Source organism: Flavobacterium branchiicola (genome assembly GCF_018383905.1).
Classification (GTDB): Bacteria; Bacteroidota; Bacteroidia; order Flavobacteriales; family Flavobacteriaceae; genus Flavobacterium; species Flavobacterium branchiicola.
The window spans coordinates 42,804-59,606 of record NZ_JAGYWA010000011.1; the positions used below are offsets into that span (position 1 = coordinate 42,804).

The 16,803-nt window shown below is 34.3% G+C and carries 16 protein-coding genes; all 16 read right to left on the reverse strand.

Translation table 11 applies throughout. The features are described 5' to 3' along the window. Positions 1 to 79: 79 nt before the first annotated feature. Positions 80 to 1,279 (reverse strand): NAD(P)/FAD-dependent oxidoreductase, encoded by a 1,200-nt coding sequence (locus tag KHA98_RS21440; RefSeq protein WP_213260033.1) that lies wholly within the window; start codon positions 1,277 to 1,279, stop codon positions 80 to 82. After that, on the reverse strand, positions 1,276 to 1,812 hold the full coding sequence (locus KHA98_RS21445) for a low affinity iron permease family protein (protein ID WP_213260034.1): 537 nt from the start codon (positions 1,810 to 1,812) through the stop codon (positions 1,276 to 1,278). Before KHA98_RS21445 ends, KHA98_RS21440 begins: the two co-directional genes overlap by 4 nt. Beyond that, the gene (locus tag KHA98_RS21450) at positions 1,790 to 4,639 is read right to left on the reverse strand and encodes an AsmA family protein (RefSeq protein WP_213260035.1); all 2,850 of its coding nucleotides are present in this window, start codon (positions 4,637 to 4,639) and stop codon (positions 1,790 to 1,792) included. The genes KHA98_RS21445 and KHA98_RS21450 overlap by 23 nt, the downstream gene beginning before the upstream one ends. A 10-nt stretch (positions 4,640 to 4,649) precedes the next feature. Beyond that, positions 4,650 to 5,480 (reverse strand): MlaD family protein, encoded by an 831-nt coding sequence (locus KHA98_RS21455; RefSeq protein ID WP_213260036.1) that lies wholly within the window; start codon positions 5,478 to 5,480, stop codon positions 4,650 to 4,652. Between the two features lie 67 nt (positions 5,481 to 5,547). Then, positions 5,548 to 6,339, reverse strand: a complete 792-nt coding sequence (locus tag KHA98_RS21460) for an ABC transporter ATP-binding protein (RefSeq protein WP_213260037.1) — start codon at positions 6,337 to 6,339, stop codon at positions 5,548 to 5,550. A gap of 1 nt (position 6,340) precedes the next feature. Further along, on the reverse strand, positions 6,341 to 7,099 hold the full coding sequence (locus KHA98_RS21465; RefSeq protein WP_213260038.1) for an MlaE family ABC transporter permease: 759 nt from the start codon (positions 7,097 to 7,099) through the stop codon (positions 6,341 to 6,343). Between the two features lie 259 nt (positions 7,100 to 7,358). Then, positions 7,359 to 9,629, reverse strand: coding sequence for a glycosyltransferase (locus KHA98_RS21470; protein WP_213260039.1), 2,271 nt, complete (start codon positions 9,627 to 9,629; stop codon positions 7,359 to 7,361). Continuing rightward, the gene (locus KHA98_RS21475; protein WP_213260040.1) at positions 9,610 to 10,668 is read right to left on the reverse strand and encodes a glycoside hydrolase family 130 protein; all 1,059 of its coding nucleotides are present in this window, start codon (positions 10,666 to 10,668) and stop codon (positions 9,610 to 9,612) included. The genes KHA98_RS21470 and KHA98_RS21475 overlap by 20 nt, the downstream gene beginning before the upstream one ends. A gap of 201 nt (positions 10,669 to 10,869) precedes the next feature. After that, positions 10,870 to 11,334: a DUF1440 domain-containing protein gene (locus tag KHA98_RS21480; RefSeq protein WP_213260041.1), complete on the reverse strand. Its 465-nt coding sequence runs from the start codon at positions 11,332 to 11,334 to the stop codon at positions 10,870 to 10,872. 42 nt (positions 11,335 to 11,376) lie between these two features. Continuing rightward, positions 11,377 to 11,886 carry a DinB family protein gene (locus KHA98_RS21485; protein WP_213260042.1) on the reverse strand — a complete coding sequence of 170 codons (510 nt, stop codon included), beginning with the start codon at positions 11,884 to 11,886 and terminating at the stop codon, positions 11,377 to 11,379. 24 nt (positions 11,887 to 11,910) lie between these two features. Beyond that, positions 11,911 to 12,285 carry a VOC family protein gene (locus tag KHA98_RS21490; RefSeq protein WP_213260043.1) on the reverse strand — a complete coding sequence of 125 codons (375 nt, stop codon included), beginning with the start codon at positions 12,283 to 12,285 and terminating at the stop codon, positions 11,911 to 11,913. A gap of 91 nt (positions 12,286 to 12,376) precedes the next feature. After that, positions 12,377 to 12,586: a hypothetical protein gene (locus KHA98_RS21495; RefSeq protein ID WP_213260044.1), complete on the reverse strand. Its 210-nt coding sequence runs from the start codon at positions 12,584 to 12,586 to the stop codon at positions 12,377 to 12,379. Between the two features lie 12 nt (positions 12,587 to 12,598). Next, positions 12,599 to 12,979 (reverse strand): DoxX family protein, encoded by a 381-nt coding sequence (locus tag KHA98_RS21500; protein WP_213260045.1) that lies wholly within the window; start codon positions 12,977 to 12,979, stop codon positions 12,599 to 12,601. Between the two features lie 386 nt (positions 12,980 to 13,365). Then, positions 13,366 to 14,109, reverse strand: a complete 744-nt coding sequence (locus tag KHA98_RS21505) for a GNAT family N-acetyltransferase (protein ID WP_213260046.1) — start codon at positions 14,107 to 14,109, stop codon at positions 13,366 to 13,368. A gap of 71 nt (positions 14,110 to 14,180) precedes the next feature. After that, on the reverse strand, positions 14,181 to 14,786 hold the full coding sequence (locus KHA98_RS21510; RefSeq protein WP_213260047.1) for a Crp/Fnr family transcriptional regulator: 606 nt from the start codon (positions 14,784 to 14,786) through the stop codon (positions 14,181 to 14,183). Between the two features lie 480 nt (positions 14,787 to 15,266). Continuing rightward, complete coding sequence (locus KHA98_RS21515) at positions 15,267 to 16,685, reverse strand: TolC family protein (RefSeq protein WP_213260048.1); 1,419 nt, start codon at positions 16,683 to 16,685, stop codon at positions 15,267 to 15,269. Positions 16,686 to 16,803: the final 118 nt, after the last annotated feature.

Below are 16,803 nucleotides of genomic sequence, written 5' to 3' on the forward strand. Positions count from 1 at the left end.
ATGGTAAAGTTTTAAAAAGCCTTAGAACCTTAGCCCCTCAGAACCTCAGAACCTAAAAAAAAGGCCCCCGCCTTTTTTTTCACCGCCCAAAGCGGTAGTACTCTAAATCCAGATTTTCCTTATTATTAATAGAATCCAGGATAGAATTCATTCCTATGGCGCTAAAAGTGATTCCGTTTCCTCCAAAGCCCAGAACATAATGTTCGTTTTTATTGGGATTAGGTTTTCCAAAATAAGGTAATCCGTCTTTAGTTTCTCCAAAAGTTCCTGCCCAGGAATAATCCAGTTTAAAATTGAGATCGGGGAAACGTTTTTTAAAGTGTTTTAAAAGATAGAGTTCCTTTTTAGGGATTAATTTATCACGTCTTTTAGCATCTTTAAATTCTTCGTCTCCGCCGCCCATTATAATTCGGTTATCATCTGTAGTTCTAAAATAAAAATAAGGATCTGAAGTATCCCAAAATATGGCATTTTTAAATCCAGCAGGCAAATCTTCAAAACTTTCAGATGTTATAGCATAAGTACTTTTTAGATCAACTACTTTTTCAGAAAGCGTTTCTGTGCTTTCATAACCGGAACAATGTATAACGTGATCTGCCGTAATGGTAAATTTGTTTTCGGTATACGCAATGGCTTTATCTCCTGTATATTTTATTGAAGTAATATTGGTTTGGTCAAATATCTTCATTCCTTTTTTCTGGCAATAAGCCAATAAATCCTGTGCAAATCGATACGGATCCATAACGGCAGCCGTTTTAGATTCTATGGCGGCAAGCGCATTTAGCCCTAACTTTTTTAAATCGTATTTGGTTAACCAATTGACATCAAAACCATTTTCTTTTCGGCTTTTGAATTCATTTTTCAGATACGGAAGATCTTTTATTACGGTGCTGAAATAAATACTTTTTTTGAATTCAAATCCGCAGTCGCTTTTAATTTCATCACAGATTTTTCGCAAGTCAAAAATTGCCTTTTTTCCATTCATATAACTATCTACAGCACATTTTTTTCCTCTTATTTTGATTAATTCATGCAACGGAATATCTACTTCATATTGTAATAAAGCGGTACTTCCGGCTGTACTTCCGTTGCATACATCGCGCCTATCGACCAATATAATCTTTTTCCCTTCGCTAATTAATTTGTAGGCAATTAAAGCTCCGGTGATTCCGCCGCCAATAATTAAAATCGAAGTTTCATAATTGGATCCAATTGAAGGATAACTTTGAATCAACGCATTTTTTATTGGCCAAAAAGTTTCTGTAGATCTTAGTTTCATTTTTTTGCTGTTTTTCGAACGGTTGATGTTGCTTTTGAAGTGGTTTTTGCAGTTGTTTTTGGAATTGCTCTTTTACTGTTTCTGTTTTTATCTTTTCGTTCATGTTGTTCGTGCGCTTCAGCAATCGAATGGGAGGTTCTGATCGTTTCATCTTTTTTGGCCAGTTCACTAAGTCTTCGATAATATTTCTGAATAATGACCATTTCTTCCTCGGTCATATTTTCTATATCAACAAGACTGTTGCTCGAATATTCATTTGATGCTACTAATTCGTTTAACTTTAGCTGAATGGCAAGAGAATCTTTATTTTGAGCTTTCTGAATCAGGAAAACCATCAGAAAGGTGATTATGGTTGTTCCGGTATTAATCACTAATTGCCAGGTCTCGGAATAATCGAAAACAGGCCCGGAAACTGCCCAGGCAACTACAATTAAAAAAGCGCCTATAAAAGCTGTTGTACTACCGGCGGCTTTAGAAACATGGGTTGCAAATTTTTCAAAAGCATTACTTTTATTTTGATTTTTTGTTTTCATTTGGGTTTGACTTTTTAGGATTACTAACCTTTTCTTCTTTAATTACTTTATTGTGTTTTTCATCATAAACAGCATCATCAATTTTTTGACCCGTTTTGCTGAATATTTTGATTTTTGGAGCTTCATGTGTTCCTGTAATAACGATTGGAAAACCAATGATTCCGAAGGGCGGCAGACCAAGACGCATTCTTAAATCCAGAAGTCCGTCAAAACTGCTTGTTCCTTTTATAGTTGGTTTAAAACTGGCAACGCTAAAGGTGAAAGGTTCTATATGAATTAAATTATTATCGATATTGGATTTAATTTCGATTCCTTTCATAGTAGGATCATCAAGACCTTTTTGCCCTGTTTGAGAACTGATTCCGTCAAATAATTTTAAACCTTTGACTTTTACATCGCGAAGATTAATCGTGCCTTCGCCTTCAAGAGATTCATAAATAGGGCCCATATTTCCATTTAAATCGCCTTTTACTTTATAATCAACAGAAATAATTCCCTGTGCTTTTTCGGCAACGGTAACCATATCATGAAACATCGGAATTTCTTTGTAAGCACGTTGTACACTAAAATCTTTTGCTTTAAAATGGGCATCAAAATGTGCTGCAGTTGGAGATTCATCTTTGTAGGAAGCATCAATTCCTAATATGCAATCGATAATATTGAAAGTGGCATTTTCTAAATAAAAACCACTTTTTGCAATTCCCACTTTTCCTGAAAGTTTGTTTAAAACCAAACCGTTATATTCCACTTTGTCTGCATTTGCAGTAAGTGCGACATTTAGATTTTTAGGAACAATGACCACGCCGCTCATTTTTGGATGATCTTCTTTGGCATATTCAACCTCGATATTACGATCTTTATTTTCGCCTTTTTCCAAAGCCATAAATTCATCAACATTAATGAGCTTTGATTTCATATTGAAGTTTCCGCTCAGTGTTCCGTGTGATTCCAGAAAATAATTAATCGTATTTAGAAGATAACCATTAATATCAAAATCAGATTTTCCATAAGAAGCGTTGAATTTCTCAAACCACATTTTTTCATTTTGAAAACGGAAATTACCTTGTTTAATGAAAAAAGCTTTCGGAAATAATTCTGAAGTTGCTTTAATATTTTTGAGCAGAATTGTTCCGCGATTATCCAGTTTATCGTATTGTCCGGTTGTGGCATAACTTTGTTTTCCTTTAAGCGAAAGATCGGCTTTTGCGTAACCGTTTACATCAAGACCTTTTTGTGAAAACACTTTGTAAATACTGCCAATATTGAGTTCGCCTTTTATTTTTGCATTATAAGCCAAGTCATTAAAGTCAGATAAAGTGGCGTTTACATACATTGGGTTTCCCTCAAAAACAAAAGAGGCAGGAGCGACAGCCACAATCAAATCCTGATAAGTTCCGGCTTTGTTGAGTACATTGGCAACAAAAGTAATGTTGGTAATTGGGTTAGGGTAGGAGTCTGTTTTTAGCCAGCCGTTTCTAAGTGAAATCCCGCCAATAGTTTTTGGGAATAACTTTTTTGAGGTGCTAAAAAGACCTTTTGCCTGAATATTAGTTTTTAATATTCCTTTTAAATCAATGGAGTTTAAACCTAATGCGGCGTCTACAACCGCAAGATCTAAGGCGCCTTTTACGCTTGCCTCCAGATTCATTTCGCTTAAACCTTTGCTGCGTAAATAAGCATTGAAATAATCTTTTTCGCCTACTTTAAATTTTAATGTTCTTAGATTTATCATTAATCGTTCCTGATCTAAAGAAGGCAAAATGGCGTTTAAATCCATTTGAAAATCCGTTAACGGAACAGGGGCATTTTTATAATTTACAGCGCCATTTCCAATTTTTAAATTGAACGCCAGATTTGGTTTCTGTTTTTTGGCAACATTATAATCTCCTTTAAAACTTAAAACTAAATCGCTTCGGCCTTCAATTTCGGTTTTTTCCAGCCAGGTTAAATATTCAGGAGGCATTACAGAAAGTAAATCTTTTACAGTCGTATTTTCTGATGCTGCTTTTATATTGATTTTGTAACCGTCTCGCAAAATGGTAAATAATCCCGTAAATTTTAAAGGCAGTTTATTGATGTGCAATTCATTTTTTTGAAGAATAAAAGAAAGCGCATGCGTATTGATGCGGGTAATTAAATTGGCACTGACTTCTTTTCTACGTAGATATCCGGTTCGGTCATAATAAAAATCCAGATTGTCAATTTTGGCATCGGTATTTAAATCAAAAATATCTTCGCTTAAATTTCCTTTTCCAACATAATTAAAACCGTTTGCATCGATTAAAATTTTAGCTGAGCGATCGTTATATTTTACATGGCAGTCTTTTAAATCTATTCGTTCCAGACGAATTGCAGTTCCTTCTTCGGGCGCATTTGGATCATTTTTCTCTTCTTTTCGATCTTCAGGAGCGACATAAATATTATAATTGGCTTGTCCTTTTTCGTTTACCATCACATTAATCAACGCTTTGGAAACGTACAATTTGTTTATTTTAACTTCATTATCAAACAGCAATCTTTTTAAGTTGATGCCAAACGCAACTTGTTCTGCTTTTAGTAAAGTATCGTTTCTAAAAGGTGCTGAACCTGTCATCGATAAATCATCAAGAGAAACCGTCAACGATGGAAAATGTGTAAAAAAGGAAAGTTTAGATTTCGAAAAATCTAATTTGGTATCTAAACGCTCGTTGGCAATTTTCTTTACTTCTGAAGCAATTTTTCCGGGGAATAACATAGGAAGCAAAAAAAGTAAAAGCAGGATTCCTGCAATTACTATTCCTGTCCATTTAAGGATTTTTAGGCTTATATTTTTATAGGAAGATTTCATGGCATATAGTTTATGATTTTGTTTTTTCGGCTTGCGCTTTCTTAGCGTCTTCTTCTTTCTGTTTTTCTTCTTTAGCTTTGTCTTGCTTCTCCTTTTCTTCTTTAGCCTCTTTTTCAGCTTTCTCTTGCTTCTCTTCTCTTTTTTCTTTTTTCTCTTCCTGCTTTTTCTCTTTTTCTTTCTCTTTTTTCTTAAAGTAACCTCTAAACAGAAAATTGCTTTTTGCTGCTTCCATATTATCACTAAAACCTTTTGTCCCGGTTTCTAAATTTGATAGTGTATTCGAAACGCTGTTGGCCATTTTATCATCTCGTACTAATCTTGCCAAAGCACCATTTCCGTTATTCATGCTATGGCTAAAAATGGCTAGTTCTTCAGATATTACGCCAACATTGTCCACGCTTTTCTTTACGCTTTTCATAATGTCGTTCATTTCTATTCCGTCGATAGAAGCGATTGCGCCGTTGTTTTCAATTATTTTAGTAGATTTTATTCCCGGAGTAATCGTAAGGACTTTGTCTCCCATTAATCCGTCTGAACCAATGCTGGCACGCGCATCTGTTTTTATAAATTCACGAACATCATCTTTTATGACCATAGAAACCACCACCGAAGAATCGTTTATTAATCTGATTTCTTCGACTGTACCAATATTAATTCCTGAAAAACGAACATTGTTCCCGACTTCCAAACCGCTGACGGTTTTAAATCGTGAGGAAATATGAAACGTTGAACCAAAAAGGTTTTTTTGTTTTCCAATAAAATAAATAGCCATTATAAAAAGTAACAAACCAATTGTTACAAACATTCCTAGTTTCCAGGTATATCCAGATTGCTTTTCCATGATTTCTAATGCAATTATAAATTATGAGTTATAAATTATGAGTACTTTTAGCTTAACAGCTTATTGCCTAAAGCTTAACGCCTTCAAAAAATGAGCGCACCCATTCGTCTTCGTCTTTTTCTAATTCTTCATAAGTTCCTTCGGCATGAATTACACCGTCTTTGAGAACCATAATTCGGTCGGCAGTCATTTTGGCGCAGGCCATATCGTGCGTTATAATTATGGATGAAGTTTTTTGTTTGTGTTTAATGTCCAGAATCAGTTCGCTTATTTCTCGTGAAGTAATAGTGTCTAATCCTGTTGTGGGTTCATCGTACAAAATGATTTCCGGTTTTAAGATTAGTGTTCTTGCTAAGCCAATTCTCTTTCTCATTCCGCCCGATAATTCAGATGGCATTTTATCGATCGCTTCACTTAATCCGACATTTTCAAGGGCTTCCATAACTTCATTTTCAATTTCATCAGTGCTTAAATCTCTTTTATGCGCCCGAAGCGTAAAAGCAAGATTTTCTCTCACAGACATGGAATCATACAAAGCGGCACTTTGAAATAAAAATCCAATTCTGACTCTAATTTTATTCAGCTCTTCTTTGGATAAATTCAAAACATTTTCATCAAAAACTTTAATTTCGCCTTTGTCCGGATTTATTAATCCGACAATACATTTTATGGTAACCGATTTACCGGAACCGGAGCGTCCTAGAATCACTAAATCTTCCCCTTTATTTACCGTAAGATTTACGCCTTTTAAAACCTCATTATCGCCACCAAAAGTTTTGTGTAGGTCCTTAATTTCGATAATTGGGCCTTGCTTTTTTTCTTTGGTTTTAGGTTCGATATTTTCTTTTTCTTTAATCATCTTAATAAATTAAGTCGGTTAATTGTACGGCCACCATATCAATAATAAATATGCTTAATGAAGCTGTGACTACGGCCGAGTTGGCTGCGCGCCCTACACTTTCAGTTCCGTTTGCTGCATTAAAACCTTTGTAACATCCAATCATTCCAATAAAGTAACCAAAGAAAAACGTTTTGATCGTGGCCGGAATTAAATCTGAAAATTCAAGCGATTGGATAATCTGGGTTAAATAGCGATAGAAATTCACATCTCCATGAATATTGATGCCTGCAAATCCGCCTAAAATTCCAACAGCATCAGCAAAAAACACTAAAAGCGGAACCATTAATGTACAGGCTAAAATGCGCGTTACAACCAAATAATTGTATGGATTTATTGCTGATACTTCCATGGCGTCTATTTGTTCTGTTACTTTCATGGAACCCAATTCTGCACCAATTCCGGATGAAATTTTTCCGGCACAGATCAGTGCTGTAATAACCGGCGCAATTTCTCTTATTAAGGAAAGTGCCACCATTCCCGGAAGCCAGCTTTCTGCACCAAATTTCACCAAGGTTGGTCGCGACTGTAAAGTCAGAACCAATCCCATGATAAATCCCGTGATAGAAACTAACGGAAGTGATTTATACCCGATATAATAACATTGTTTCAAAAACTCTTTTGCCTCATAAGGAGGAATAAAAACCTCCTTAAAAAACCGCTTTGCAAACAAGGTTGCATCTCCAATTTGTGCGAATGTATTTTTTAAGCTGAGAATCAAAATATTTTATTTTATGAGTTATTAAAAAGCTGAAAATCAATTTTTTTAACAGTTGTATCTTCTTTTTTAATTATATACGAAAGTTACCGTTATACTTGTTAAAATGTTTTACAGAACTTTTTTTCAAGCTTATATAATTTTCATCAACTCACAATAATTCGAATAAAGTCACGTTCGCGATTTTCATAAAACAAAAAATCCCTTTCATTAAGAAAGGGATTTCCCGGGTTGAATCGAATTTTGGTTAGTTTTCCTTCAATTAAGAGTTAATTGCAATACCGGTTCTGGTTTTTATAAGTGGGATAATTTTAACTTCAGACTGTTTGAAGTTTTCCATTAATAATCGTGCTGTTAAATAACAAACAGTAGATTCTGCTCCCTGATTTAAATTTACATTTTCTTTTTCAAGTCCGTCGTAACCGCCTCCGCTTACAGGATTGTACATAATCTGATTTAAATGGTTTTTTCCTAAGAACCAGTTAAATGCTGTTTTCATTTTGTTTTTATATTCCGGAATATCAAATGCATTGTAAAAAGCATTTAAGGTTTGAATGGTGTACGAAACATCAATTGGCTGTTCGCCATATTCTCTTGGCACCGCACCTTTATGATACCAACCCTGATTTGAAATTACTTTAAAGTCTTTGTTGACAAACATTTTCGATAACAGGAAATCAAGAGAATCTAATGCTACTTTTTTGTAAATTGGTTTGTTTGTAATTAAGTAGGCATACAACATCGATTCCGGTAAAATTCCGTTCGCGTATGTTAGATAATTTTCGAACCATTTCCAGTTTTCGGAAGCATGATCTTCATAATTTGCCAGCAACTTAGTATTCAGTTTATTGATAATTGCGGCAACATACAAATTTGGAATTGCATTATGGTACAAATACAAACCTTTTGTAGCAAAACCAATTGAACGCGGCGATTGTATTGTTTCGGCCCATTTTAAGGCGCCCAATAAACATTTTTCTGCTTTTTTTGAAATGTTTTCCGGTAGAATATCCATGTTTGAAACTACGGTTCCCAAAGCCCAGATTGCTCTTGCATTAGAATCTTCTAAATTAACTTCGGCATTTTGTTCAATATGTTCACGATATTCCTGATCGACATAATTGATGAAATCGCCTTTTGGTTTTTGACATCTTTCAATAAAATCGAGATAAATTAAAATATACGGAAGATCGTCTTTGTCGCCGGTTAATTTATAATGCATGCAAAAGGCAATTAAGGCACGGGCATTATCATCTAAAGTATAACCGGATTCCAGATCTGGAATTGAAATTTTACTGAATTGAATAATTCCAAGTTCGGTTGTTAGTTTTTTGATGTGTCGCAACTGAATTTCCGGATACGAATATTTAATTTCTGATGGATTTTCAATTAATCTTTTATAAGTATTCATATGAGTCAGTGCAGCATTTTCCCAGGAAGAAGCTCTCATTTTAGTAAAAGCATTAATTCCCATTTCATGTCTCAGATTTTCGTCTGAAATTAATTTTAAGGTAGATTCTGCAAACTGATCTACATTTCCAATATCAACAAGGATTCCGCAATCGGAAGTTAAGACTTCTTTTGTATGAGGAATTTTAGATGCTACCATAGGACAAGCACAACTCATCGCATAAGCAAAAGTGCCGCTTACAGCCTGATTTGGATCTTTGGAAGTAAACAAATAAATATCCGTGGCTTTTAAATAATCTAAAAGCTCTTCGGTATCTAAATATTCATTGATGAAACGAACATTGTTTTGCAAATTTAAATCTTCTACAAGTGCTTCCAGTTTATTGCGATAAGCATCGACACCATCAACAATTAGATTTGGATGTGTTCTGCCAATGATTAGATAAAGTAAGTTGGGTTCTTTTTTTACGATTTTTGCTAAAGCTTGTAAACCGGTTTCTATATTTTTTCCTTCTCCCAGAAGTCCAAAAGTAGATAGTACAAGTCGATCCTGAATATCGTATTTTGCTTTTGCCTGATGCGGCGTGTCATAAACTACAATGTGTGTTCCGTGTGGTACCATTGTGATTATCTCTTCGGAAATGCCATAATCCGTCATCAAAATTTCTTTGGACTGATTGGTCATCACAAAAACAGATTTGCTATAACTCAACAGCAGTTTCACAAATGTTCTTAATTCAGGATTCGGGTTTGGAATAACGCTATGAAAAGTAAAAGTAACTGGTTTTTTAATCGCAGTTAAAAAGTCTAGTAAATGATCACCATATTGTCCGCCAAATAAACCAAATTCATGTTGAATATGAACTAGTTTTATGTTTTTATCCTTATTTATTTCCTCGGCAACTTTTGTATACTCTTCTCTGTTTTTTGTATTTAAGGTATAAGCCTGTTCGGGATTTTCTTTTGGCTGATTAACGAGTTCGCAAATTTCACAAGAAATTGATTTGCCAAAAACATCGCTAATTCCTTTTATTGTATCTTGAGTATAAGTTGCTATTCCACATTGCGTTGGCGGAAATGTTGAGAGAAAAACTATTTTTGATTTATTTGATAACTTCTTCATGGGGATTCTGTTTTAATGCGGTTAATAAGTCATTAAGATTCACTGAAGCCACCGCAATTTTGTCATCGGCGGCACCATAATAGATATATAGAAGGTCATCGAAAATTGCTGTTCCTGTCGGGAATACAACATAATTAACGTAACCGTGTCTTTCGTAATGTTCAGCTGGTGTAATTAGTGGTTTTGGTAGTCTCCCAATTACTTTGGCGGGATTGTTAAGATCCAGCAGGGCGGCACAAGCGTGATAAACAAGTCCTTTTTCGCGCCTCTCGGCAGCATGATAAATTAACAACCAACCGTCTTTGGTTTCAATAGGTGGGGCGCCCGGACCAATGTGACTTGTTTCATGATCATATTTTGGTTCAATAATAATATGATCAGGCAGGTTCTTTAAATACTCTTTCCAGAAGTCAGTGGTTAATTCTGTTTTTTTCTCAAAAGAGACGATTTGAATTGAGGGAAATAATCTATGTAAAGCTATAAATTTTCCATTAATTTTCTTCGGAAAAAGAACCACATTTTTGTCCCAGACATATAAATTTTCCTTAATTGTTTCCGTTAACGGGTAATTTCTTTCGGTATTAAAGGCTATTATTTTTGCAATACTTGAATTTTGTAAGTGTTTGCGAATCAAGTTTGTAAATTCGTTAAGCATAAATCGTGGCGTTATAATGCCTTTCTTTTTAAACGTTATCAGATCTTTTGAAATGGCATATGCACCACAGGCATTTATCCCGTCATAGGTTACATAGGTCATGTAAAATCTATCTTCAATTTTGACAATTCGCGGATCTTCAACACCATGAATTTCATAAATATATTCGGGTACAAAGATGGGCTGGGTGTGACGTTCTTTTAAATCTAAAGGGCCTTCAAACCGACAATACCCAATAGTAGAGAAATTGCCTTTTTTAGCAGCACGGTAAAACATGTGCACAGTGTTTCCATCTTGATAGATTGCAGGATTTAAAACGCCCAATTCTTCGAAAGCTCTTTCTGTTTTTTCTAAAATTACGCCATGTTTTAAAACTGTATCCATATCACCAATTATATTTAAGCTAAAATTACTTTGATATAAGAGTGGTGATTGATCCAATCAATCAAAAAATTAACTCAAAAACATTGGTGTGGGAATTCTATAATCTCACAAAATGAATTGTAGAAAAGAGGGCAAATTTTATGATTTACGAAAATAAAATCGATAAGGAAATTGATTAAGAAAAGAAGTTTAAACAATAAATTATCTAAACGAATAATACTTTTTGGTAATAAAAGCGATTGGGAAACCAATACATAAAATGAGAATTATGACTGATAAAAGGAAAGGAAAATCTAAATGTTTTTCGGGTAAAACGGGAAAGAAAATAGGCAGGATAATCAGATTCATAATCATCCAGACCAGAATACCATAAAATGTCCCGGATAAAGCAGCATTCTTTTTTAAAAAAGGAAGATAGGGATAAATGATAAAGTAAAACAAAGCAAATGTAAAAGCAATGAAATAATGCAATGCGAGTCCGCAGAAAACCATTAAAAAATTACCTGTATAAGCTTCTTTTCTAAAAATGGCACTTGCAATAGATCTTAGAATTTGCGTTGGTGTTGTTTTGTGCAATATAAAACCATAAACGGTAAATGCTGCAACAATGTCCATGGTTCCGGCAACTAATCCTGATAAAAACACTGCTCCGCCTTTTGATCTCATATTGCTTTTTTTAAAATTTGTTTAAAGAATTTATACGCTAATTTACAAATTATTTAAAGATTTAAAAATCTTATTTAACTGATTGGTATGTCTTTGTGTATGAACCAATGCAAAATCAATCCATTCATAAAAGGTAAAATGATCAAAACCCGGAAGCTGAAAATCCAGACTGGTTAAGGTTAAATCATAATTTTCTGCACACTCTAGTAATTCAGATTCGATTTTGAGCAGTTTTAAATTCAGATCATTTTTATTGTATTCTTTTTTCTCCGGAATAAGAAATACTGGTGCATCCATTTTTAGATTAAAGTTTAAAAAAAGAGCATCAATATCCTTAACTTTTTCGTCGGGTTTTCTAGTGGTTTTCTCGGTTTTTCCTGCAAATAATTGAGGAAATCCGGAATCTGCCAGTATAATATGCTGAACAACCTGACCTGCTGTCCAGCTTCCTTCATATGGAATTTTATTTAGATCACTTTCAGTAAAAAGAGAAAGGGTTTCGTTTAATTTTTGAAAGGTGTCAATACTATTTTTCTGAATAAGTGTTTTCATCGTTATTGATTTTATATCCAAAAATTATTGTACCGATGAGATCCACCAGACATTCCCAAACGGATCAATAATACCGCAGGCTGTTCTGGAGTTTTTTGTGGTAACATCCATTACGTTTTTAGCACCATTATTTAAGGCTTTCTGATACGTTCCGTCAACATCGGATACATAAATAAATAAGTGCGCAGTTTGCGAAGGCCAATCTTTATTCTCGTCTGTAATCATGATAGTATTTCCGCTAATGACAATTTCGGCATGCATAACGGTTCCGTCTTCGCGTAAAATTTCCCTGCTTCCTTTTTCTGCATCGAAAACTTTGGTAGTAAAATTGAAAAATTCTGAAGTATCTTTTAAAATTAAATACGGTATTATACTTTGGTGGTTGACCGGTAAATTCATTTTGTAAGATTTTTAAGGATTGATAACTATTTCAAATTTACAAATAAAATATTTAAAAATCTGTATGTTAGTTGTTTACAATTTTAATAAATTATAAAAGCACTTCACAATGAAAACCATGCGAATTTAGAAGTTCTATTATTTTGTAATTTGAGATTGTTTCCGAATGAATTCGCAAGATTTTATCACAATCCTCAAGATCAAAATTGATTGCACTATTTGGAAAATGTTCAAGAAGTTTTCCAATAATTATTTGCGATTGCTCGACTTCCTGAACATTTGTTTTAAAAATCTCTATCATCACTTAGAGTGTTTATAAGGCAATATTTTTATATCGCTCGATTTTGTGATAATAGATATAGGAGATTGCTAAAATTAGTAAAACGATTAACGGGAAAAAGCTTTGAAAATTAACCCCGTCTACAGCAAAATGGCTTATTGAGGCGAATATAAAATCAAAAGCAAATCCTGCGTAAGCCCATTCTTTTACATTTTTTGGTATTTGCGGAATCACCAGTACCAAAACCCCTAGTATTTTGAATACAACTAATGCATTTCCAAAATATTCCGGATAGCCCAAATGTCTGATTCCTTCTTTAGCAAGTTCTGTCTGAGACGTTAAGGCCGGCATTACACCTTCAAATAAAAAAATAAGAATCGTAGTAACCCAAAAAATAATTTTTGCTTTTTTCATGTGGTTTGTTTTTTAAATAGTTATAAGTTAATGTAATACAAATGTACTATTCTTACTTTTTTAATTAAATACACATTTACGACTATTTTAGGGGCATTTACGACAGAATTCTGATTTTAGGTTTAAATAGCTCTCACAAGGACGCAGAGACGCAAAGTTTTTTAAGTTTTTTTTCTTTGTGCCTTTGCGTCTTTGCGTGAAATAAATCTGCACAATCTGCCAAATCTGCGAGAGATTATTTAACTACGAAGTAACCGCAAAGTTTGTCTTCCTGAGCGAAGTCGAAGGACACGCACGGAGAGAAAATGCTGTATAGATTCAGCAAGCAATCCTTCGACTTCGTTCAGGAAGACAGAAAAATGTAAAAATTGGAATTTGGATTTTTTTTATTTGGAATTTGAATCTAAAAAATAGTTTGTAATCACAAACAAATCCTCAAATCCTAATCTTGTATAAATACCTTTTCCTAGAGGAGAAGCTTGCAATTGCGCATATTCTGCACCGGCATCAATAGCCTCGTTTAGAGCAAATTTCATAATTTCTTTGGCGAAACCTTTTTTACGCATTTCCGGAATTACACCAACACCGTGAATTCCCATGATGGTTCCGGTTTGAAAAAGCGTAAGCGTTCCGATAGGTTTTTCATCAAGATGAACCAGATAAAACTTTACATTCTCATAATTATGAACCAATGTTTCTTTACTGATTATATAACTAAAAGATAAAGGATAAATATCCGACCATGTTTTGGCATCTTCTTCATTTAAAACCCTTTTAAAAGTAAGATTACTTTCAATCGGAAATTTTTCGCCCAGTTTTAAAGCCATTGCGACTAATTGAATTCGTGTTTGGAATCCGTTTTTTTCGAAAATTTCATTCGTGTTGCTTCCGAAAATATCCCAATACGGAATTATTAAACCCGGGTTGTTTTCTATAATTTGAAGAATCTCCGGCAGCTTTTCTTCTGTAATATCTTTCCGAAACCATAATCGATTTGGCCAGCCTGAATTTTTTATCTGAATGAATTGAAAAGGATCGTTTTTATGATAAGAAAGGAGCGGAGTAGCAACAGTTGTCCAAAGTGCAGTAAGATTGTCAATATTATCTTTTATGAGGTTTATATTTTTCATTTTAAGTATTGAATTTAAATCAGGACCAAAGATAAAATTTGCTTTTGCAGGAAACCTTTACATATGTTGATTTATAAATCTTTTTCCAAACTTTTTCTGATTCGGCTTAACTGCGTTGGTGTAATGCCTAAGTGCGATGCAATATGTAATAATGGAATGCGATCTGATATGTTTGGATTTTTCTCTAGTAAACTTAAATATCTTTCGGTCGCATTTTGCATAACCAGAGCAATCTCTCTTTGCTCTTTTTCAATAATCCAGTTCTTTTCGATTTGGGCGATATAATAGTTTTTTAAATCGTCATTTTCTTTAATAAACGTGATGTACTTTTTGTAATTGAGATTGATTAAAATACAATCTTCCAAAGCTTCGATTGTAAAGTTAGAAGGAGTTTGCAGCATTGATGAAACTTTAGAGCAAGCAAGTGTGTTTTCGAGAAACAGGTTTTTATTATAGAAATTTCCATGTTCGTCGGTAATAAAAGTTCGCAGAATTCCTTCAGCAATGTAATGAAGGTTTTTGGCGATTTCTCCATTTTGCAATAGTATTTCCCCTTTTTTTAGAGTTTGAAACTCTGTGATATTTTCAAGTAGTTTCCAGGATTTATCAGAAATAGGGGAGTAACTTTCGATATATAATCTTAGTTTGTTGAGATATGTTTCTTTATTGAAAGGCATATTGTTTTTTTTGAAAGACTAAATTATAGAAGTTTTTTGTTTGTTGCAAGTTGATAAACAACTCTCGCAAAGTCGCAGAGACGCAAAGTTTTTTTTAAGTTCTTTTCTTTGTGACTTTGTGTCTTTGCGAGAAATTTATTTAGGGAGTTTAACCACAAAGATTTGTCCTTCTGAGCGAAGTCGAAGGATCCGCAAAGTGAGACGTACTGTATGGATTCAGCATGCGATCCTTCGACTTCGCTCAGGAAGACAGAAAATGAGGATAAAAGCTTTACGGTTATTGTAAGAGTCCTTCTTCCTAAGTTTCGGGACGCTTAGGAGGACATAAAACGAGAATAAAATCCGTATACATCCGCGCTTTCGCAAGGCGAATCAGTGTCATCCGCGTACCAAAGACAACAAAAAAGCAAAAAACGCCATGAAACTAAAAGTCTCACAGCGTTTTCATCTCAAAAAATAAATAATTAACGGGTACGGGTATTATCTCCAGCCGCCTCCAAGAGCACGGTACAACTCGGTATTGGCTGTTAATTGTTGTCTTTTTATATCTGCAAGTTCAAGTTCGCTTTGCAATAAATTTGCCTGAGCAGTTAAAACTTCAAGATATTCTGCCATTCCGTTTTTGAAAAGCAAATTGGCATTTTTAATAGCTTGTTGCAATGTTTTTACTTTTTCCTGTAAAAAAGATTCCTGTTGTTGTAATTTTTCTGCTACAACCAAAGCACTAGAAACTTCGCTTACGGCAATTAAAACCGATTGTCTGAAATTTAAAACTGCTTTTTCTCTTTCTACAACAGCAATATTATATTGTGTTCTTACTTTTTTATTGTTCAGTAAAGGTTGTGTTAAACCTCCGGCAACAGTACCAAATAAGGAAGCCGGAATATTAAACCAGCTACTGGTTTCAAAAGAGTTTACACCGCCTTGTGCTGTTATTCTAAGCGCTGGATATAAATCGGCTTTTGTGATTCCGACATTTGCATTGGCAATTTTCAATTCAAGTTCGGCACTTTTTACATCAGGTCTTCTGCTTACTAATGAAGATGGAATTCCTATCGTATTATTGTTTTTAATTGCGATTGCGTTCAAAACTGTTGTTCTTTGTTTTGAAGTCGGGAAAGAACCTGTCAAAACGCTTAACGCATTTTCCTGAATTGCAATGTTTTGCTCTAATAACGGAATTAATTGTGCAGAGTTTAATTTCTGCGCTTCAGATTGCTGAATTGCCAATGAAGTTGCTTGTCCGGCGTCATATTTTAGTTTGATAATATTTGTTGTGCTATCATTTAACTGAAGGTTTTGTTTGGCAATATCCAACTGGGCATCCAGCATCAAAAGGTTGTAATAACCGCTTGAAACGTTGGCTACAATATTGGTTTGTAAAGCCTTTTTAACTTCAGCAGACTGCAGATATTCCGCATACGCCCCTTTTTTCTGATTTTTGATTTTTCCCCAGATATCAGCTTCCCACGAAAGTGTTGCTCCGGCTGAATAATCATCAATGTGTTTTTGACCCAAAGCCTGATTAAGATTCATTCCCGTAAAACTATTGTCTGACGGATTGCTGCTGCTTGCATTAACAAAAAGATTAACCTGTGGTATATTTCCCCATTTTGATTGTGTAAATCGGTACTGCGCAATCTCGATGTTTTTGGCAGCAATCTGTAAATCATTATTGCGGGCAATGGCACTGTCTATTAACTGTACAACACCTTTTTCGGTATAATAATTTTTCCATTCCAGATCGCCAATACTGGTTGTGTCTTTTGAAAGAGCTGCATTCCTGAAATTCTCAGGAAATGCATCTTTTGGTGTTTCAATATCCTTTGATACCTTACAGGATATTAAGGTCGTGATCAAAATGGCGATCATCACGATTTTGGTTATATAATTTTTCATTGTCTTTTTATTAGATTTCTTTATCCGTTGGGTTTGATTTTTTTAACACATAGGAACATAGTTTTTACAAGCCTTAAAGAAGACATAGCTATGTGTTGAAACTAGTTTCTTTTATTCT